Annotated in this window: 20 protein-coding genes; 10 read left to right on the top strand and 10 right to left on the bottom strand. The window is 26.8% G+C overall.

Annotation, left to right across the window (positions count from 1 at the left end):
- The first annotated feature begins 32 nt into the window (after positions 1-32).
- The 9 genes from ACH5BH_RS00100 (at position 33) to ACH5BH_RS00060 (ending at position 8,682) form a co-directional block, all read left to right on the top strand.
- The gene (locus ACH5BH_RS00100) at positions 33-1,742 is read left to right on the top strand and encodes an ABC transporter ATP-binding protein (RefSeq protein ID WP_404304606.1); all 1,710 of its coding nucleotides are present in this window, start codon (positions 33-35) and stop codon (positions 1,740-1,742) included.
- 93 nt (positions 1,743-1,835) lie between these two features.
- Positions 1,836-2,894 (top strand): quinone-dependent dihydroorotate dehydrogenase, encoded by a 1,059-nt coding sequence (locus tag ACH5BH_RS00095; RefSeq protein ID WP_423297040.1) that lies wholly within the window; start codon positions 1,836-1,838, stop codon positions 2,892-2,894.
- A gap of 12 nt (positions 2,895-2,906) precedes the next feature.
- Positions 2,907-4,232, top strand: coding sequence for a M16 family metallopeptidase (locus tag ACH5BH_RS00090; protein WP_423297039.1), 1,326 nt, complete (start codon positions 2,907-2,909; stop codon positions 4,230-4,232).
- A 1-nt stretch (position 4,233) separates the two neighbouring features.
- A complete protein-coding gene (locus ACH5BH_RS00085; protein WP_404304612.1) occupies positions 4,234-4,683 on the top strand; it encodes a globin domain-containing protein in 450 nt (149 codons plus the stop codon).
- Between the two features lie 21 nt (positions 4,684-4,704).
- Entirely contained in the window at positions 4,705-5,592 is an 888-nt protein-coding gene (gene dapA / locus ACH5BH_RS00080; protein ID WP_404304614.1) for a 4-hydroxy-tetrahydrodipicolinate synthase, read from the top strand.
- Positions 5,592-6,371: an enoyl-ACP reductase gene (locus ACH5BH_RS00075; protein ID WP_404304616.1), complete on the top strand. Its 780-nt coding sequence runs from the start codon at positions 5,592-5,594 to the stop codon at positions 6,369-6,371. Before dapA ends, ACH5BH_RS00075 begins: the two co-directional genes overlap by 1 nt.
- On the top strand, positions 6,371-6,913 hold the full coding sequence (pgsA, locus tag ACH5BH_RS00070) for a CDP-diacylglycerol--glycerol-3-phosphate 3-phosphatidyltransferase (protein WP_404304618.1): 543 nt from the start codon (positions 6,371-6,373) through the stop codon (positions 6,911-6,913). Before ACH5BH_RS00075 ends, pgsA begins: the two co-directional genes overlap by 1 nt.
- A 20-nt stretch (positions 6,914-6,933) precedes the next feature.
- Positions 6,934-7,992, top strand: coding sequence for an RIP metalloprotease RseP (gene rseP, locus ACH5BH_RS00065; protein ID WP_404304620.1), 1,059 nt, complete (start codon positions 6,934-6,936; stop codon positions 7,990-7,992).
- Between the two features lie 9 nt (positions 7,993-8,001).
- Entirely contained in the window at positions 8,002-8,682 is a 681-nt protein-coding gene (locus ACH5BH_RS00060; RefSeq protein WP_423297038.1) for a YggS family pyridoxal phosphate-dependent enzyme, read from the top strand.
- An 18-nt stretch (positions 8,683-8,700) separates the two neighbouring features.
- Here ACH5BH_RS00060 and ACH5BH_RS00055 read toward each other — a convergent pair whose 3' ends face one another.
- Genes ACH5BH_RS00055 through ACH5BH_RS00040 form a run of 4 tightly spaced genes read right to left on the bottom strand, consistent with a single transcriptional unit; the run spans position 8,701 to position 11,646 of the window.
- Entirely contained in the window at positions 8,701-9,321 is a 621-nt protein-coding gene (locus tag ACH5BH_RS00055; RefSeq protein WP_423297037.1) for a hypothetical protein, read from the bottom strand.
- On the bottom strand, positions 9,311-10,135 hold the full coding sequence (locus ACH5BH_RS00050) for a M23 family metallopeptidase (protein WP_404304626.1): 825 nt from the start codon (positions 10,133-10,135) through the stop codon (positions 9,311-9,313). The genes ACH5BH_RS00055 and ACH5BH_RS00050 overlap by 11 nt, the downstream gene beginning before the upstream one ends.
- 48 nt (positions 10,136-10,183) lie before the next feature.
- Complete coding sequence (locus ACH5BH_RS00045) at positions 10,184-10,582, bottom strand: hypothetical protein (protein WP_423297036.1); 399 nt, start codon at positions 10,580-10,582, stop codon at positions 10,184-10,186.
- Between the two features lie 17 nt (positions 10,583-10,599).
- On the bottom strand, positions 10,600-11,646 hold the full coding sequence (locus ACH5BH_RS00040) for a hypothetical protein (RefSeq protein WP_423297035.1): 1,047 nt from the start codon (positions 11,644-11,646) through the stop codon (positions 10,600-10,602).
- A 111-nt stretch (positions 11,647-11,757) separates the two neighbouring features.
- On the opposite strand from ACH5BH_RS00040, the gene ACH5BH_RS00035 reads away from it, so the two are divergent.
- Entirely contained in the window at positions 11,758-12,444 is a 687-nt protein-coding gene (locus ACH5BH_RS00035) for a hypothetical protein (RefSeq protein WP_404304632.1), read from the top strand.
- Positions 12,445-12,465: 21 nt separating this feature from the next.
- Here the strand turns inward: ACH5BH_RS00035 and ACH5BH_RS00030 are convergent, their stop codons facing one another.
- The 6 genes from ACH5BH_RS00030 to ACH5BH_RS00005 all read right to left on the bottom strand — a co-directional run bounded on the left by ACH5BH_RS00030 (position 12,466) and on the right by ACH5BH_RS00005 (position 20,227).
- Positions 12,466-14,544, bottom strand: a complete 2,079-nt coding sequence (locus ACH5BH_RS00030; protein WP_423297034.1) for a P-loop NTPase fold protein — start codon at positions 14,542-14,544, stop codon at positions 12,466-12,468.
- Between the two features lie 164 nt (positions 14,545-14,708).
- On the bottom strand, positions 14,709-15,281 hold the full coding sequence (locus tag ACH5BH_RS00025) for a hypothetical protein (protein ID WP_423297033.1): 573 nt from the start codon (positions 15,279-15,281) through the stop codon (positions 14,709-14,711).
- Positions 15,282-15,299: 18 nt separating this feature from the next.
- Positions 15,300-16,013, bottom strand: coding sequence for a hypothetical protein (locus ACH5BH_RS00020; protein WP_423297032.1), 714 nt, complete (start codon positions 16,011-16,013; stop codon positions 15,300-15,302).
- A 165-nt stretch (positions 16,014-16,178) separates the two neighbouring features.
- Positions 16,179-16,610, bottom strand: a complete 432-nt coding sequence (locus ACH5BH_RS00015) for a LysM peptidoglycan-binding domain-containing protein (RefSeq protein ID WP_423297031.1) — start codon at positions 16,608-16,610, stop codon at positions 16,179-16,181.
- Complete coding sequence (locus ACH5BH_RS00010; RefSeq protein WP_423297030.1) at positions 16,603-19,530, bottom strand: type VI secretion system Vgr family protein; 2,928 nt, start codon at positions 19,528-19,530, stop codon at positions 16,603-16,605. The genes ACH5BH_RS00015 and ACH5BH_RS00010 overlap by 8 nt, the downstream gene beginning before the upstream one ends.
- A gap of 172 nt (positions 19,531-19,702) precedes the next feature.
- Positions 19,703-20,227, bottom strand: a complete 525-nt coding sequence (locus ACH5BH_RS00005; protein ID WP_404307916.1) for an Hcp family type VI secretion system effector — start codon at positions 20,225-20,227, stop codon at positions 19,703-19,705.
- Between the last annotated feature and the right edge of the window lie 99 nt (positions 20,228-20,326).

The following is a 20,326-nucleotide window of genomic DNA, read 5'->3' as shown; positions in this document are numbered from 1 at the left end:
AATATTATCTTATTTATAAAATTAGGATAATAATGAGAGAGTTTTACAAACACTATTTACCATATATAAAAAACTATAAACTTAAATTCTTTTTTGCAGTAATGGGAATGATAATGGTAGCAGGAGGAACTGCTGGAACTGTTTATATAATCGAACCCTTACTAGATGATATATTTATTAACAAAGACAAAGAGTTATTGTATATAATGCCTTTTATAGTTGTAGGAATTTATGCCATAAAAGGAGTGGGTGGATATATCCAAAAATATTATATTTCATTTATTGGTCAAGATATAGTAAGAATTATTAGAGATAAACTTTTAAAACACATGTTACAACTTGATATGGAATTTTTTCAAAAAAAGCATGGTGGTGAATTAATATCAAGAATTACAAATGATATTAATAGAATTCAACAAGCAGTGTCAAACTTTGTTGCAGATATGATAAGAGAAATTCTAACTATTATTGGATTAGTTGCAGTTGCTATTTATCAAAGTGCAGAACTTGCTTTTTATGGATTAGTAGTACTTCCAATAGCAATTATTCCTTTATCAAAATTAGCTAAAAAGATGAAAAAACTATCTTTTAAATCCCAAGAATCTATTTCAGATATTACATCTCACTTAAGTGAAACTTTTAATAATGTTGAGCTTATAAAAGCTAACTCTACAAATCAAATTGAACTAGATAATTTCAAAAAACACAATTATAATTTTTTTAGAGTTACAATTAATACTGTAAAAACAAATGCTTTAGTATCTCCTATTATGGAAATAATTGGTTCTATTGGATTTGCTGTTGTAATTATAGTAGGAGGGTCACAAGTAATTAGTGGTGAATTAACTACAGGTTCATTTTTATCTTTTACAACTGCCCTATTCTCTTTATACACTCCTATAAAAAGACTTTCATCTTTATATAACCAGATGCAAGATGCAATAGCAGCAGATATAAGAATTAAACAAATATTTGCTCAAAAAGCACAAATAACAAGTGGGAAAAAAGACTTCCCTTCACAAATAAATACTATTGAGTTTAAAGATGTAGAGCTTAAATATGATGATTTTACGGCATTAAGAGATATAAACTTTAAAGTTAATAAAGGTGAAAAGTTTGCCCTTGTTGGAGATAGTGGAGGAGGAAAATCTTCTGTAATTAATCTTTTAATCAGATTTTACGATATTAGCAAAGGTTTTATAAAATATAATAATGAAAATATTCAAGATTTAAATATTCACTCATTAAGAAATAATATCTCAGTTGTTACACAAAGGGTTTACATCTTTAATGATACAGTAGCAGCAAATGTAGCTTACGGTTATGAAATTGATGAACAAAGAGTAATTGAGGCTTTAAAACAAGCACATGCACTTGATTTTATAAATGAACTTGAAAATGGCATTTATACTAAATTAGATGAATCTGGAACAAATTTAAGTGGAGGTCAAAGACAAAGAATTGCCATAGCAAGAGCTTTATATAAACAACCACAGATTTTAATTCTTGATGAAGCCACATCGGCCTTAGATAATGAAAGTGAATCAATTATCTCAGAAGTAATTGACGAAATATCAAAAAATAGAATTACCTTTGTTATAGCTCACAGATTAAGCACAATTAAAAATGCTGACAAAATTGCTGTATTTAAAGATGGGAAAATTATAGCAATTGATAATGAAAAAAACTTATTAAATACTTGTGAAGAGTATCAACGACTATATAATTTAGCAAATATTTAAAAAAATATTTGCTAGAAATACTTTTAAAACCTCATTAAAACTTATATTTAACGATTTTTAGATAAAATATCTAAATTTTAAAAAAGGATTCACTTGTTAAGTTACGACAATATCAAAAAAGTTCTATTCAAGTTTGAGCCAGAAACAGCTCATAATATTGCAGAAGTAGGTTTAAAATTAGTAGGTAATTGTAAACTATTAAAAAATCCTATGGAAAAAAAGAATTTTATAAGTGATGAAAAACTTACGCAAGAAATCTTTAATGTTAAATTTGTAAATCCTGTTGGTCTTGCTGCTGGTTTTGATAAAAATGCAACAATGATAAAAGCAATGCCAGCAATGGGATTTGGATTTACTGAAATTGGAACAATGACTCCAAGACCACAAGATGGAAATGCAAAACCAAGAATGTTTAGATATCCTGAGCATAAGTCAGTACAAAATGCTATGGGTTTTAATAATAAAGGGGCACACACAGTTTTAAAAAACTTAAAAAAAGTACACCCTTTTGAGATTCCAGTAGGTGTAAATATTGGGAAAAACAAAACTACACCTGAAGAGTTTGCACTAAGCGATTATAAAACACTTATAAAAAAATTTGAAAAAATAAGTGATTATTTAGTAATAAATATTTCAAGTCCAAATACTCCAAATTTAAGAGATTTACAAAATGAAAAATTTATTACTGAACTTTTTACAATGGCAAAAGAGTTAACACAAAAACCAATACTATTAAAAATTGCCCCTGATATGGAAATAGAACAAGCAATTGAATTATCTAATTGTGCTGTAAATGCAGGAGCAGCTGGGATAATTGCTACAAATACAACAATAGATTATAGTTTAGTTCCAAACTGTCAAAATTTTGGTGGCTTAAGTGGTGCTTGTTTAACGCAAAAGTCATACTCTTTATTTAAAGAATTAGCTAAAGCCCTATATGGTAAAACTATTTTAATTTCAGTTGGAGGAATTTCAACAGGACAACAAGCTTATGAAAGAATAAAAGCAGGTGCTTCTTTGGTTCAAGTTTATTCAGGCTTAGTTTTTGATGGTCCTTCAATGGTTAAAAATATCAATGAAGAACTTTTAGAACTTCTAAAAAAAGATGGATATTCACATATTAGTGAAGCAATTGGCGCAGATTTAAAGTAAAAGGAAAGAAAAATGAGAAGTACATTTAAATTATTACTAATTCATTTTTCATTATTAATTATAATTTCGGGAGAATTAATGAGTAGTAGTTTACCAAAATATTATACAAAAACTTTAGAAAATGGGCTACAAATAGTAGCTATTCCTATGGACAATGGATCAAATGTTGTCTCAACAGATATTTTTTATAAAGTAGGAAGTAGAGATGAAAAAATGGGAAAAAGTGGAATAGCTCACATGCTAGAACACTTAAACTTTAAATCTACTAAAAATTTAAATGCTGGAGAGTTTGATGAAATAGTTAAAGGTTTTGGGGGAGTTAATAATGCTTCAACATCATTTGACTACACTCACTACTATATTAAATCAGCTTCAAAAAATATGGGTAAATCTTTAGATTTATTTGCTGAGCTTATGGAAAACCTTACATTAAAAGATGAAGAATTTCAACCAGAAAGAGATGTAGTTGCAGAGGAAAGAAGATGGAGAACTGATAATAACCCTATGGGATATTTACAATTTAGACTTTTTAATAATGCTTATATTTATCATCCATACCATTGGACACCAATTGGTTTTATGAGTGATATCAAAAACTGGACTATTAAAGACATAAAAGATTTTCATAGTACATATTATCAACCAAAAAACGCAATAGTTGTAGTTGCTGGTGATATTACAAAAGAAGAAGTGTTTAAAGCAGCAAAAAAACACTTTAGCAAAATTAAAAATACTAAAGAAATTCCAAGTACTATTCATACAGTAGAGCCAAAGCAAGATGGAGCAAAAAGAGTTACTATAAATAAAGACTCAGCTGTACAAATGCTTGCAATTGCATACCATTTACCAAATTTTGAACATAAAGATCAAGTTGCTTTATCTGCATTAAGTGAACTTTTAAGTTCAGGTAAAAGCTCTATTTTACAAAAAAGATTAGTAGATGAAAAAAGATTAGTTAACACTATTTATGCCTATAATTTAGAATTAAAAGATCCAGGTCTTTTCTTATTTGTTGCAGTTGCAAATGAAGGGGTAAAAGCTGAAAAAATTGAAAAAGAAATTTTAGCAATAATTGATGAAGTAAAAAAAGGTAAAATCACTAAAAAAGATATTGAAAAAATCAAAATCAATACAAAAGCTGATTTTATTTTCTCATTAGAAAGCTCTTCATCAGTTGCTAATTTATTTGGTTCATATTTAGTAAGAGATAATATAAAGCCTTTATTATCTTATGAAAATGAAGTTGAAAAATTAAGTAAAAAAGATTTAATTAAAGTTGCCAATAAATATTTAATAAAAAATAATTCAACTACAGTAATTTTAAAACAGGAAAAATAGTATGGATTATCATGTAAGCAAAACAAATTTTGGTGAAAAACCTGACTTTGAATACCCAAAACCAATCTTTATTGAAGAGCTTGGAGAAGAAGGCTTAATAAAACTATTTGATGAATTTTATGATTTAATTGTAGATAGTGATATTGGGAACTTCTTCCCACAAGAGGAAGAAGAATTAGAAAAAGTTAAAGCTCATAATGTGAAGTTTTTTATAGAAGCAGCAGGTGGACCTAAACATTATAGTGAAACTGTAGGACACTTTGATATGGTTAAAGCCCATGAACCATTCTCAATTACAGAAAAAGCAAGAAGAGAATGGCTTGGAACAATGGAAGAAATTCTTAGAAAAACAGATATTTCAGATGAAGCTAAACAAAGCTTCTGGGATTTTTTAGAAAAATTTTCAAAACATACAGTTAATACTCCTGTGAGTGAAGACTTTAAGATTTAGTAGTAGGAAAGGATAAATAATATGGAAATTATTACAGGTGCAATGACGGCACTTATTACCCCATTTAAAAATGGAAAAGTAGATTTAGAAAAATATGAGTCTTTAATTAAAAGACAAATAGAGCAAGGTATGGACGCAGTAGTTCCAGTTGGAACAACAGGAGAGAGTGCTACACTTTCACATCAAGAGCATAAAGATTGTATTTCTGTTGCTGTTGCAGCTTGTAAAGGAACTAATGTAAAAGTTATAGCAGGAGCTGGTTCAAATGCAACTCATGAAGCTTGTGATATTGCAAAACATGCTCAAGATGTAGGAGCACATGGACTATTATCTGTAACTCCTTACTACAACAAGCCAACTCAAGAAGGTTTATATCAGCATTATAAAGCAATTGCTAATTCTGTAGAAATTCCATTTATGCTTTACAATGTGCCAGGGAGAACTGGTGTTGACTTAGAAGCTGATACAGCTATTAGACTATTTGATGATGTATCAAATATCTATGCAATAAAAGAAGCAACTGGTTCACTTGAAAGAACAGTAGAGCTTTTATCAAGAAGAAAAGATTTAGTAGTAGTTTCAGGAGATGATGCAATTGATTTCCCAATGTTAGTAAACGGAGGAAAAGGAATCATTTCTGTAACATCTAACATATTACCAAATTTAAAATCTCAACTAGTTCATAGTGTAGAAGAAGGAAAGTTTAATGTAGCAAGACAAATAAATGAAGATTTATATCCATTAAATAGTGTATTATTCACGGAGAGTAACCCTATTCCAATTAAAGCAGCAATGTATTTAGCAGGATTACTTGATACGTTAGAATATAGACTACCATTAACAGCACCAAGTGCTGAAACAATGAAAAAATTAGAAGAAACTTTAAAATTATATGAGGTAATAAAATAATGAGTAACGAAATGAAAGGTAAAACTTTAGTAATTACAGGTGGTACAAAAGGTATCGGTAAAGAGTGTGTATATAAATTTGCACAAAATGGAGTAAATGTAGCTTTTACATATAATTCAAATGAACAAATTGCACAAGATATTTGTAAAGATGTAGAAGATAAATTTGGTGTAAAATGTAGATGTTATGCATATAATATCTTAGAACCTGAAACTGCTAAAGAGTTATTTTTAGAAATTGATAATGATTTTGATAGAGTTGACTTCTTTATTTCAAATGCTATGATTTACGGAAGAGCAGTAGTTGGTGGATATGGTAAATTTATGAAATTAAAACCAAGAGGATTAAATAATATTTATACAGCAACTGTAAATGCATTTGTTTGTGGTGCACAACAAGCTGCAAAAAGAATGCAAAAAGTAGGTGGTGGGGCAATTGTTTCATTATCTTCTACAGGTAATCTTGTGTATATTGAAAACTATTCAGGACATGGTACAAATAAAGCAGCTGTTGAAGCTATGGTTAGATATGCAGCAACAGAACTTGGTGAAATGAATATTAGAGTAAATGCAGTTTCTGGTGGTCCAATTGACACAGATGCACTTAAAGCTTTTACAAACTATGAAGAAGTTAAAGCAAAAACTGCTGAATACTCGCCATTAAATAGAATTGGTCAACCAGAAGATTTAGCTCAATCATGTTACTTTTTATGTACAAATGATGCTTCATGGGTTACAGGTCATACACTAATCGTTGATGGTGGGACTACATTTAAATAATGACAAAAACTTTAAATTTACCAAACGCACTTGCTCTTTTTAGAATAGCATTAGCTCCGCTAATGCTATGGTTTTTAGTAGATAGAGACAATGCAATATTTGAAACATGGCACCCCTCATGGCTTGATTATTTTGCAGGACTTATTTTTGTAATTGCATCTGTTACAGATTTTTTTGATGGTTTTATAGCAAGATCTTGGAACCAAATGACAAAATTAGGTGGAATTTTAGACCCTTTAGCAGATAAAATGCTTATGCTTGCAGGTTTTTTAGGACTTATGGCAATTGATAGAGCAAGTGCATGGGCTGTATTTTTGATTCTTTCAAGAGAGTTTTTTATTACAGGCCTTAGAGTTGTAGCAATTGGTGAAGGAAAAGATGTTGCTTCGACAATGGCAGGTAAAATTAAAACTGTAGTTCAAATGATAGCTATAGGATTTTTAATAATGAACTGGCCTTTTGCAACGGCACTACTTTGGCTAGCTGTTGCCCTTACAATTTACTCTGGATATGAATATACTAGAGATTATTTCAAAAACTAAATAATTAACTGGAGATTATCTTGGGTACTATTACTTTTTTACTTGTATTATCTTTTTTAGTATTTTTTCACGAATTAGGACACTTTTTAGCAGCACGTTATTTTGGTGTTAAAGTTCATGTATTTTCAATTGGTTTTGGAAAACAACTTTTTGCAAAAGAATGGAAAGGTACAGTTTGGCAATTTGCATTAATACCACTTGGTGGATATGTAAGAATGAAAGGTCAAGATGATTCAAAACCAGGCCTTGAAGAGCAAGGAGATGATTCTTATAATAATAAAAAACCATGGCAAAGAATAGTAATACTTTTTGCAGGACCTTTTGCTAACTTTATTTTGGCTGCGGTGTTATACTTTTTTATAGCTGTTTTAGGAGCTAGTGCTTTAGCTCCTCAAGTAGGAACAGTTTTAGATAATTCCCCTGCGAAACAAGCAGGAATTCTAAAAAATGATGAAATATTAAAAATAAATAATTCAGAAGTTAAAACATGGAATGATATTGGAAAAATTATAACATCAACACAAGGTCCTTTAAAGTTTTATATAAAAAGAGAGGGGAAATATTTAGCAAAAACAATTAACCCTTATATTTCTGATTCACAAAATATGTTTAAAGAAAAAATAAAAAAAAGAATGATTGGAATTTCACCATCAGGTAAAATAATCAATCTTGACTTATCTTTTAGTGAATCTTTAGTATTTGCTTATGAAAAAACAATCTTCGCTTCAACTATGATATTCCAAGGCGTTCAAAAACTAATTCAAGGAATAATTCCAAGTTCAGAAATTGGTGGAGTTATTACTATAGGAAAGGTAATTTCAGACGCAAGCGAATCTAGTATAATTGCACTACTTAGTATAACAGCTTTAATATCTGTAAATCTTGGAGTGTTAAATCTTCTTCCAATTCCTGCACTTGATGGAGGACATATTATGTTTAATTTATATGAAATGATTCTTAGAAGAAAGCCAAGTGATCAGGTATTTATGTTTTTAACAATAATGGGTTGGGTGATACTAGCAGGGCTTATGCTTCTTGGTATATATAATGATATAAATAGAATATTTTTAAAAGAATAAAGGCATATTATGGATAAAAAAACAGCTACTAGAAATTTAGATGATATTATTACAAGAGTGGAAGGTGCTAGACTTAGAGTATCTGAACACCATATTGTAAAAGTAATTGGTATTAGTAAATACTCAAGTTCAGATGATGTTGCTACACTTTATGAAGCAGGTCAAAGAGCTTTTGGAGAAAACAAGGTACAAGACTTAAGAGAAAAAAGTGAAAAACTTGATGAACTACCAATTGAATGGCATTTTGTAGGAAGACTTCAAAAAAATAAAATCAATAATCTTATTGATTTAAATCCTGCATTAGTTCAATCAATAGATTCTCTTGAACTAGCACAAGAGTTTAATAAAAAACTAGAAGCTAGAAATAAAAAGATAAATGCCTTACTTCAAATAAACTCAGCAAAAGAAGATACAAAAGCAGGTGTAATGCCAGAGGAAGCTGTATCAACTTATAAAGAGATATTAGATACTTGTCCAAACTTAAAATTAAAAGGTGTTATGAGTATTGGAGCTCATGTTGAGGATGAAAAAATTATAAAAGAATCTTTTAAAACTACTAAAAAAGTTTTTGATGAACTAGTACCTTTAGGAGCAAAATATTGTTCTATGGGGATGAGCTCTGACTATGAACTAGCTATTGCTTGTGGTTCAAATATGATAAGAGTTGGTTCAACATTATTTAAAGACTAAATTTAGTCTTTAAATAACTCACATATCTAACTTATTTATTTTACAAACTTTTCTTTCAGAACCATTTTTAAGAATAAAAACAAACCTATCAGTATATAATTTACCTTTAATTTCTACAGTATATGGTATTTTATATTTTTGCATATAATTATCATCTTCACAAGTATAAGTAGTCCCTACTTTGATTATTGGTTTTACTTCTGTAAACTCTTCTTCAATTTCTATTTTCTTTTTATCAAAAACAGTAATATCTTTTTCATTAGATATAATTGTTTTTTCATTCTTAAGAGTTTTATCTTCAATATCTATAATAGTATTATCGATATTAGGTTCTTTTAAAGTTGGCACAATATTTTCTTTTGTAATAGGTTCATTTTTTAATGTTTTTTCTTCATTATTTGAAGAAAAAAGTAAAAATAAAGTTAAGATTATATTAACTCCTAATAAAGATATTATTATAAATAGTATTTTTTTTGTTAAGTCCAAATCATTTTTGGTTTGTTTCTTTTTTATTTCTTCTTCAATTAAAGTTAATTTAGTAACAATATTTTCATTTCTTTCATATTCTGTTAAAAGATTTTGTCTATTTAATTCATGCATTTGCGCTAAAATATTTTGGTATATTTCTTTATCTGACAATATTTTTCCCCTCGCTTTTTATTAAATTATTATCTTTTATTGATTTAATTAATTTTTCCCAATCTATTAAATTTATATTTCTATTTAATATTTTTTCAAAAGTTTTTATATTCCAATAAAGAAAATCTCTTGGATTAATATGTTTATCTAAAAACCTAATCTCATAATGTAAATGAGGACCATTACTTCTTCCTGTATTACCAGATAATCCAATAATGTCTCCTTTTTTTATGATATCTCCTTCTTCAACAAAAACATCATCTAAATGAGCATATAGAGTTTGAAATCCATAATTATGTATTATTTTAATCATTTTCCCATATCCACCAGGATCATAGTTTCTCACTAGTAAAACTATACCATTAGCTGTTGAGTGAATATTAGTTCCTATTTTTGCTCTTAAATCCACTCCTGAGTGAAGCTTATTTGTTTTTAAAATAGGATGAATCCGATATCCATACTCAGAAGTAATGAAAACCTTTTTTAAAGGTGAAGAACTAGGAATAGAAGATAAAATATACTTTTTATCCTTATTAGTAAGTTCTTCATTCATATAAATTTTGGGAGATAAAGATAAATCTAATCCAATATCTAATAAATTTTGTAAATCTGATAATTGAGTATTCAATTGTTCAATTTCATTTATTCTATTATTTATTTGGATTTTGTATACATTGTTTTTTATTTCTATATCTTTTTTTAAATCCAAAATATTTAAATTTAAATAAAAGATATATGAAAAAGACACTACAAGAAATATCAAAAATATGATAATAATATTTTTATTTAAATTGTTTTTTGACTTAATTTCCAAAATATAGCTTTTAAATAATATAAAAGACTATTAAATAGTCTTTTATATTTATTTCTTTAAATCATCCATAGATACTATTAAGTTTTTCCCTGCAATTTTTCCATATCTATCGCCAATCTTTGACGTATAAATCTTTTCAATTCTAATTCTATCTCCTTTAAGATAAAAAGAATTCTTAAGTCTACTATCATCAATTATAGTGTTTTTTCCTAGTCTATATTGAAATGTTTCAATTTTAGAAGGTATAATTCTATAATATGTAAATTTTACTTTTTTTACTTTTTTCTTTTTAACTTCAATATCATAAGAATAAGATTCTTTATTGTTATCTTTTGTTAAGACTTCTTCTTTTTCAACAGGTACATCTTCTTTTTCTACTTTATTTTGAGCTGCACATCCAATAAAAAGCATAGATAAAACACTAATTAATACTAAATTTTTTCTCATATACATTCCTTTTTTGTTTATTTTAATAAAAATCTTTTTCTAATTTGTTTTTTTTCATCTTGGAACTTAATATAGATAGAAGTTATCTTATATATTTTAAAACCAAATAAACTATCATCTTCTTTATATAAATTATTTCTAAATGATAATTGTCCATTTTTATACGTAAATTCTTTTACATACTTTTGAATATCATCAAGAGAGTTCAACTTTATCTCGTCTTGTTTGTTTGAATTAGTCATAAGTATATTTAACTTTTCTTCAACACTGTACTCTATATCTGAATCTTCATTGAGTTTAGTTTTTTCATCATTATTAACTTCTTCTTTTTGATTTACTTCATTTAATATTGATTTTTCTAATTCAATATTTTCATTATTTTGATTAACTTCATTTATTTTAATATCTTCATTTAATTTATCATCAATTTTTTCTTCATTTATTATTGAAGTTTTTTCTAAATCAATTTTCTTTATCTCTTGCTTCACAGATTTTTCTTCTTTTGAATTCTCAAGAACTTCTATATTTTCTTCTATTATATTATTTTGTGTTTTTTCTTCAAGGTCTTTCGATATATTTGCGTTGGCGATATTTTTATCAGCTTCCAACTTAGGTGTTTCTACCTCATTAGTAGTATTTGTAAGATATATAATTAAAGCAATAATCAATAAAAACCCAAGTAAATAAACTAAATATATTTTGATTTTAGTTAAATCAAATTTCGTTTTTTCTTCATCCTTTAAGGAATTTTTAATACTATCTTCTTCTACTTCTGAGTCATTAATATATGTTTCAACTGTATCAGAATTTATTACTTTTTCTTTCACATTTATTATGTCATAAATATTTAACAATTCTTCATTGTCATCAAGTTCTTTTAGAAGTTTATTTATTATTTCACTATCACTACTAATATACTCATTTTTTTTTATTTGATTTAATATATTTATTAATTCTTCATCATGACTTATTTCATACTTATTCAATAGATAATTAGCTGATATTTCGTTATTTTCATCATTTAAAATTTCTTGATATATTTTATTATAGTTTTCAAAATTCACTTTATATAACCCTTCTATATAATTGTCATAATTATTACAAAATAATTGTTAAACTTAGTTTAAAACAACTTTAGTATAATGCATAAAAATAATTATATTAGGTATGCAACAATGAATTTATTCATGTTAAATAAAAATCTTTTGAATGCTTTAGAAAATAAATTTATAATTTTTGGAGCAGGATATAAAGGAGGTATTGGAAAATCAGTAATTTCTTTAGGTCTTGCAAAAGAATTAAATGCCCCATATATTACAAACGATCAAGGTTCTGCTATATCTGGCGCAATCAAGTTTTATGAACATACATATTTAACTTATGATTTTGAGATAGATGAAAAGATTAAAAATTCTAAAATTGTAATTATTGATCTAGCAGGATGTTTTTTTATTGATAAAACAATTCTAAAACTTATTAAAAAATCAAATTTAATAATACTACCAACAGGGGAAAATCCTTATTTAGATCATGCTGGGTGTCTTATAACAGCGGATAATTTATATGACTTAAATAATAATTTGCTTTTTATTACAACAGGTGTAGAAAATAATATTTTAAAAGAAAATATGTTTGCTTTCAATAAAACCAAAATGCAATATCCAAGCTTTGAAAAACTAAAGGTTTTGGGACTATCAAAATGTAATGAAATAATAAATTTATCATTAGGTAAAAAAAGAAGTTATCTTAGAACTTATCTATCACTTTCTGAAGAAAAAAAGACAGAATATAAACCTTTTATAAAAGACTGGTCAAATATAGTCAAAGAAGTAAAACAAAGAATTGATAATCATAAAAACTAAAAGTTTTATGATTATCTAAATTTACTTTCTTTTTCTTATACAATAAAATCCTATATCATAATGTTGATATGAAGGATTATTATAAAATGTTGAGTAATCCCCAAATACTCTAAAATAAGATGAATCTGAAAAATCCCAAGAACCACCTTTTAAATAATTAAATTCATTTTCTTCAAGAGAAGAAGTCCAAACCCAAACATTACCAGCAATATCACTTACACCAAATTTACTATCTCCTTGAGGAAACATCCCAATTTCAGAAGTCTTATTTAATTGTGTGATAGCATTATTACAATAGTTTGGATTCCAATTATTTCCCCAGGGATAAATTCTATTTTCACTTCCTGCTTTTGCCACATATTCCCATTGTTCTTTTGTTGGAATTTGATAAGTATATTCTTGATCGATATCACTTAAATATTTACAAAATGCCTCTGCTTCATAATAAGTTACATACACCACAGGTTGTAAGTCCTTGTTGAAATTCTCTTTTAATAGTTGTTCTTTATATTTCTTTTGAAAAAACTCAGATTCTTTTTCAAGCATTTTTTCATATTTTTCATCAAGAGTATTTATTTTATTGTTCATAAGCCATACATTAGCAGCAATACTTTTCCAATACTTAGAATTATTATATCCTTCTGCTAAAATAAATTCCTTAAACCATTTGTTTGTAACCACATATTTACTCATTTCAAAATCTTGATTTGGTATTTGAATAAATTCTTTTGGTTTTACTTCGAAATCTTTATGTGTGATTATTGCATTTTCAAGAAAATCTGATTTATACAAAGTAGATGCTTTGGGTTCTATATTCTTATAGATATTATTTAATTGTAAGAATTCATAAGTATTTATTCTTAGTTGTTTATTCTCTAACCAATATTTACCTTGTTCTGTATTAAAAATCCTTTTCAATATATTAAAATACTTTTCTATAATTTCAATTATATATTTATTATCAGAATCAACTAAACTTAGAGGTATTGACTCTTTAATAAAAGTTTCATTTCGTAAAGAACCAACTAAGTATTTAATCAAGTTATCATTTTTTATTAGCTCTAAATGAAGTTCTTTAAATAATTCATCTATAGTACATGAAATTGAAAATAAAGAGAATATTTCTTCTGTTTTTGATTTATCTTGATTATTTAATCTTATATAAATTTCACTAGAAACTTTTATTCTATTTATTAATCTAATAATTAACCTTGGTGTCAATTTATTTAAAGAAGATATAGAATTAATCACATTTTTTATACTATCTTCCAAAACAAAACTATTTCCATTCTTAGAAGATATATTTTCTAGCAAGGTATTTATTTTACCTTCAAAACTTGGTAAGATAAAAGGAAGTTGCACTAATTTATCCAAATAATCTTTACTATTTGAAATATTTGACTCTAAACTTGTTTCAAGAATATTTCTATCTGCTGCAAATATAAAAGAAAAGCCTTTAAGGTCCAAAATCAAATTTATACTTTCAAAAATTTTAAAAGTATTCTGTGATTTACATTTATCTAAATTGTCAATATAAACTATAATTCTAAACTTTTCTTTTTCTAAAATTTTTTCTAAACCTCTTAATAATTCATAAATTTCAAAATATGTGCTTTGATTTATTATATGCCTATTTATATCACCATCAATATTTTCATATTCTATATCGGCAACATCCATTTTAGATTCGTCACTTATATTACTTACTGCCGTTTTAGTATATTTTATATATTCTAAAATACTTAATATTAAGTCTTCATCATGTTCAAATCTTACTTTTTTTATATTTTTTTCAATTACATTAAGTAAAGATAATAAAGGTTTATTATCATTCTCAAATTTCCATGCATCATAAAATATATTGATTGTATTGCTTGACTTTTTATTTACTTCGATTTCTCTCATAAGAAAATTTAATAAAGAAGTTTTACCTCTACCCCACTCTCCATATATTCCAATAGTAAAAGGTGTTGGAGTTTGAAGTACTGCTTCTGATAAAACTTGTGCATATACATCAAAATTTAAACTATCGTCTTTAATCTGTAATATTGCAGAATCATTAATCAAATTCAACTTATTTATTTTTTCATTTGTTAACATTTAATACCTTAATAAGTTTTAATAATTATATCAAAAATTATTTAATAAGTTTATTTATTTTTATATTATATGTATTATTAAGGAAGTTTATACTTAATATTTCACTTAAACCTATTAAGTAACGAATTGCTAATATTTGTGTATTCAAACTCAATTGACCTTTTTTAATTATGTAAGCTTATAAGATACTGTCCTATCATTCCTCCACTAGAAGTGGATAAAGAAAACCAAAGACTTAAGAAAAGTGAAGCTATTGTTATGATTTTCCATTTAGTTCTCCACCAGCCTTTCTTTTTATCAAACTCTTTTATATATTTTTCACTTTTATCATATGTTTGAGTAAATATAATATCTGTTGCGTACGCTAATATTGCACTTATACTTATAACATATACAAAAACATCTTCAAAAGTAGGAAATAAAAGATATTTAATTATATGATATATACCCATATAGAAAAAGAGTATAACTGATGTGGCAAAGCCATGTCCTATAATTGTTCCTAAACCTAATGATGGATTTTCTGTAACTTTTTTTGTTCTTTTAAGTGCAACATCCAGAGGATCATCATTATCTTCAGTTACATAATACTTACGAATTGAAGGTATTTTATTTACAAAAAAATAAAATACCTTGATTATAGGCATTCCTAAATATATGCTCCCATTAGCAAAGCTTATAGCTCCTCTATAAAAAAAGTAATATATTATATTATAAAAATATTCTATTTGTTTCATTGAAATTTCTTTTTAGTTTTAGTATAGTGAATAATCATTTAATATTGTATTCCCTTTTACTTCTTGTATTAGTTCAATTCCTTCACTTCCTATTTCTGAAAGAGCCCAACCTACAATTCCTCCAACTATTGTAAAGGTACCAAGAGTTAATAATATTCCTGCGCTAGCCGGAAGTAATGCAACAGCAATAATACCAGTAGCTGTTCCCCCAGCAAACCCTAAAGCAGTACTTCCTATTTGTTTTTCTGTATGCTGTCCAATTCCATCTATAAATGATGAAGTCTTAATCCCTTGACTTTCAAGTTCTATTTTATCTTGATCAAGAGCTGAATTAATTTGTACTGCACCAATAACCACACTAATAACAAATGTTCCATTGCTAATTCTACCTGCCCACTTAGACATACTATAAGTCTTCACATATTGATTACCATGCCAACCACTTTCATAGTGTTTTATATGGATACCTTTTGTATCTTTTAAGGCAAAGGTTCCATCAACATATTCCATACCTGTTGCTAATCCTCCAAGACCATTATTAATATTACCAAGGGTATTTACAATATTATCCATACTTGTACTAGCTACTGCCTGATTATTTTCATCAAAAAATATTATATCATTACCTTGCTGTTTAGCAGTAAGTTCTGTTTGGACCTGTCTTGTATTTGGGTTAGTTATATAGGCTTTTTTTATATATGTTTGATAATGAACTAGTCCTATTGTATTCATATCATCTGTTTCTAATAAAGATTGATAATTCTCTTTATTTATTTCACCTTTTAAAGTTAACTTTTCTTCTTTTATAAAGCCTCTGATACTTGGAGAAAGTCTATCTATAAGTTGTTTAAGTTTTTCATCACTTTTGGGTCTTAATGTTATAGGTGTAATAGCTTGTCAATTTTCATCAAATGTCACATCAAATTGTGTTATATTTTGATTATCTTTCAAAAATTCAAATATAGAATCTTTAACTAATATTTTTATAGTAGCTGTACTTCCTCTTGTTCCCTTAGCTACAACATTAATTTTAGTTCCCAAAGGAATCATTGTTCCATTAAGTTTAATCTTATTTAATTCTTTCTCTTTATCTTCTTGAGGGATAATTAATTTTTGTTGTGGATATATTAGATTTGGATTTAATATTTTATTTATTGAAGTTATTTCTTGATATGTTGTATTATATTGCTGTGCTATAGAAGATAGGTTTTCACCTTTTTTTACCTCATGTATTTGTAATTTTAATACAACTCTTACTTTTTTTCCTATTTCTACATTTATTGTTCTTGTAGAAATAATTATTTTTTCTTCTAGAGTGTATTTATCCACGTTTTGCCTTTAAATCTGTGATAATCTTAGCTTTCTCATCATAACTCATTTTTGCATTTGCGGCATCTTCTGGTTTTCCTTCTATATACGCTGTGAAGTTTATCTCATATACTTTTTCTTCTTTCAAATTATGGTTTATAACTTTTCTACCATTATATTTACTCTCTTCTCTTCCTTCTACTGTCCATCTTATAAGTGAAAGCTCTTCTTCTCTTGGTTCTTCTATATTTAATTTTGCTTTACACTCTCCCTCTTCTTGTGAGGTATGTATTGGTATTATATCTTCTACTTCTAGGTATCTTTTTAGTTCACTTTGAGCATATCCCTCTTTTTCTGAGTTTACAACATAACAATGGGCATGTCCATACTTATATCTATTCTCTTTATTTAGTTTTACACTCATCTCTAAACCATTTATTGTTATGTTATCTTCTGTTGGATTATCTAGTAAAATATCTTTATCTGTTTGATCATTATTTTTTATAAACACCCATTGCAGTTGTGTTTCTTGCCCTTTTGTTAATTGAGTTGTTTTTACCCATGCATCATTCTCATATCTTTCTACTTCTGCTGTATATGTTAGAACTTCTTCTATTTCATTTTGTTTTGTGATACTTGGAATTAGCTTTAATACTCTTACTTTATTATAAAGTGGTTTTGGTATTTCTGGTTTTTCTACTTCTTGAGCACTTACTCCACCATTACCAGATGATGTATCTATAGTCCCTGCTTTTAGGTGTATTCCTCCTGTATCTACAGTTAATACATTTCCTCCACATTTTAAGCTAATCCCATTACTTGCTACTATTTCAACTTTATCTGCTGTTTGTTTTATTGTTTTTGCTTTTATATGATATGCTTTTTGCACATCTAGTCTATAGTTTTTTGCTATTTGTGTAAATAAATTTTGTAAATACTTTTTCTTTACATCTTTTTCTACAAATGTTGTTTTATTCCCTTTTACTCTTTGAGCATAGTTTTTTTCTACTATTGTTTTTAAATCTTCTTTTACTATTGTATTTAAATCTTTTAATACATGTAATTCATAATCTTCCAAAACAGAAGTAAGTTTTTCTTTCTGTATCGTCGAAATATGATTATACTTTACATTCTCATTTAAATCTTTCCCTACTGTTAAATTTGAATTCTCTTGTATCGTCTCCTCTTTATCTTTCTGTACTATGGTCTTTGAATTATTCTCTATTTGTATATTCTGATTATTTAAAGCATGGAAATTTAAATCTCTTTGTGCTCTTATTGATACTCTCTCTTCTCCTCTTTTATCTTCAAATAATAACTCATTATACCCTTTTGTCTCCTCATATTGTGGCATTGAATTTGTTCTTATATAACTTTGTGTCTTATTCTCTGGCAAGTTATATGCCTTCTTATTCTCCCCATTATGCAAACTTCCTATTATTATAGGACAATCTGGATCCCCATTTATAAATCCTACTATTACTTCTTGATTTACTCTTGGTATAAATTGACTCCCATACCCATTCCCTGATTGTATATTTGATACTCTTAGGTATGTTGATGTTATTTGATTCTCTTCAAATGCAAACAGTACTCTTATTCTTCCTTCTTCATCTACATCTATACTATTATCATAATCTTTTGTATTTGAATTCCCATTTGATACTTTTGCTGTTAATATTGAGTTTATTCTTGGTTTCTTTATCGTTTTTTCGGGTTTATATTCTATATCTTTTGGTATGGCTTTAAATTCTACTTCATATTGCAGTTGATGTTTTACTTGTTCATTTATATTTTGTCTATATTCATCTAGGGCATTTGGGAAATGTCCTTTATATTCTACTTCTATGATGATACTATCTATCTTTTTATTTGCTTTCTCATCTTCTAATCTTATACACAAGCTATCTTCTATATTTAACTCTTGTGAACTTCCTTCTATTATATTTGATTGTACATATTCTCTTTGAGAATCTATTTTTGTATATCTATTTAAATCTTTATAGTAACTCTCATCTAACAAGTTTAATTTATCTCTTAATGTATATTTCTTTATATCATTTCTTAATTGTGATGTTGATTCATTATCTTTTATTGAGCTTACTATATTTGCTCCACTTTGTGTTTTATATTCTTGGCTTGGTTTATTTTTATCATAATAGTCTTCTATATGATTACTTGCTTTAAACTCTTTACTATGATTAAAAGAACAAGTTGAAGAGTATGTATTTACTATTACATGTTCATTTAATTCACACAATATTAGTTTATATGGATCATTTGAGCTATAGTCTATTATTAAGCTATATCCTTCTTCTTCACAAAGCATTTGTATAAATTCTAAATCACTTTGATTATATTGAGTTGTATACTCTCTTATTGGGGCTTTTAATAAATCTAATTTTATATCTATTTGAAGGTTTAATAATTGGTTATATCTATTTATTATCTCTTTTATTATATCACTTGTTTTTTTTTCATGATATATTTCATATCTATTATTTAATCCTAAATAATATAGAGGTGATACTACTTCTATTTTATATAGATGTTTTCTTGCTACTATACTATCTTCACTTGCTTTATATATTTTCCCATATATTGTTTTTTTTATTATAGGACTTATTTCATCTTGTAGTTTTATTTCTACATCTGTATCTACTAGTTCTTCTATATTTATAAACTCATCACTTACAAATATTAGTTCAAAGCTATAGGGTTTATTTACTTGACTTTTCCCTTTTAGTTTATATACACTATAGCTTCCATCTAATATTCCTAATCCTATTATTTCATTTTCTTTATAATTTAATAGTTTTAGTCTACAGCTTATTTCTTGGTTTACTTCTTTTCTTAACTCTTTTAAACTAAATGCTTCTTCTATTTCTTCTTGTAAGTTATTTTCTATCTCATTTATTCTTTTTTTTATTTCTTCGGACAATTTTTAGCCTTACTTATTTTTTTATACTTCTTTTTATCTTATATATTAAAAAATAATATTTTTTCTCGCTACTTTTATTATTTTATTTATTCTTATTTTTATCTTTTTTTTATTTTCTATTACTTTTTGATATATAAAAAATAAGGAGTTCCCTCCTTATTTTTATTTATGTTTAGGCATTTAATCCTACACCAATTCTCCAGTCATCTTCTCCTGATGTACTTGCTGTCTCATGTCTCCATGTAATCTTTCTATATGCAAATGATACTTTTTCTAAAGGTGCTACTTGTGTTTTTGCTTGTCCTTCTTCATTATCCATGTATGCGTCTATATCTACGATTACTGCATCTTCTAATACGATTGAAAAGTAATGCTCTGGTTTCCCTGCATAGCTTGTTCTGTACCATTTTAATTCTACTTCTGTTAATGTCTCACCTTTTGTTAATGCGTTATATAATAATGGTGATGATTTATCAAATAGTTTTGATATTACTAATGGTTCATGTACTCTTTGTCCTGATGGTTGTCCTGACTGTGGATCTCTTGGTATATTAATGTTATGTGCAAAACCTTTTATTAATGCTTCATTCTCATGCCCTTTTTGGTATGAGTTACCTACTGATTCTGGTGTAAATGTACCTTCTGTAATTAAACCTTGTGTACTACCTTTTATCGAAATAAATATTGGATTATTCATTTTTCTTTATCCTTCTGTTAAAATGTTTTTTATTTTATCAAATTATAATTTAATAAATATTTATTTCATAATAGTTTTTGATACTTTTTTTGGATTTTT

Origin of the sequence: Arcobacter rhizosphaerae (assembly GCF_049472155.1) — a bacterium.
Taxonomy (GTDB): Bacteria; Campylobacterota; Campylobacteria; order Campylobacterales; family Arcobacteraceae; genus Arcobacter_B.
The sequence above is the reverse complement of the archived record's forward strand: the minus strand, read 5'-3'. Positions and strand labels throughout refer to the sequence as shown.

What these genes read in the sequence shown, in the direction of transcription:
- ACH5BH_RS00100 (WP_404304606.1), top strand. Translation starts at nt 33, where the DNA reads ATGAGAGAGTTTTACAAACACTATTTACCATATATAAAAAACTATAAA.
- ACH5BH_RS00090 (WP_423297039.1), top strand. Translation starts at nt 2,907, where the DNA reads ATGAGAAGTACATTTAAATTATTACTAATTCATTTTTCATTATTAATT.
- ACH5BH_RS00085 (WP_404304612.1), top strand. Translation starts at nt 4,234, where the DNA reads ATGGATTATCATGTAAGCAAAACAAATTTTGGTGAAAAACCTGACTTT.
- dapA (WP_404304614.1), top strand. Translation starts at nt 4,705, where the DNA reads ATGGAAATTATTACAGGTGCAATGACGGCACTTATTACCCCATTTAAA.
- ACH5BH_RS00075 (WP_404304616.1), top strand. Translation starts at nt 5,592, where the DNA reads ATGAGTAACGAAATGAAAGGTAAAACTTTAGTAATTACAGGTGGTACA.
- pgsA (WP_404304618.1), top strand. Translation starts at nt 6,371, where the DNA reads ATGACAAAAACTTTAAATTTACCAAACGCACTTGCTCTTTTTAGAATA.
- ACH5BH_RS00060 (WP_423297038.1), top strand. Translation starts at nt 8,002, where the DNA reads ATGGATAAAAAAACAGCTACTAGAAATTTAGATGATATTATTACAAGA.
- ACH5BH_RS00045 (WP_423297036.1), bottom strand. Translation starts at nt 10,582, where the DNA reads ATGAGAAAAAATTTAGTATTAATTAGTGTTTTATCTATGCTTTTTATT.
- ACH5BH_RS00035 (WP_404304632.1), top strand. Translation starts at nt 11,758, where the DNA reads ATGAATTTATTCATGTTAAATAAAAATCTTTTGAATGCTTTAGAAAAT.
- ACH5BH_RS00030 (WP_423297034.1), bottom strand. Translation starts at nt 14,544, where the DNA reads ATGTTAACAAATGAAAAAATAAATAAGTTGAATTTGATTAATGATTCT.
- ACH5BH_RS00025 (WP_423297033.1), bottom strand. Translation starts at nt 15,281, where the DNA reads ATGAAACAAATAGAATATTTTTATAATATAATATATTACTTTTTTTAT.
- ACH5BH_RS00020 (WP_423297032.1), bottom strand. Translation starts at nt 16,013, where the DNA reads ATGAATACAATAGGACTAGTTCATTATCAAACATATATAAAAAAAGCC.
- ACH5BH_RS00005 (WP_404307916.1), bottom strand. Translation starts at nt 20,227, where the DNA reads ATGAATAATCCAATATTTATTTCGATAAAAGGTAGTACACAAGGTTTA.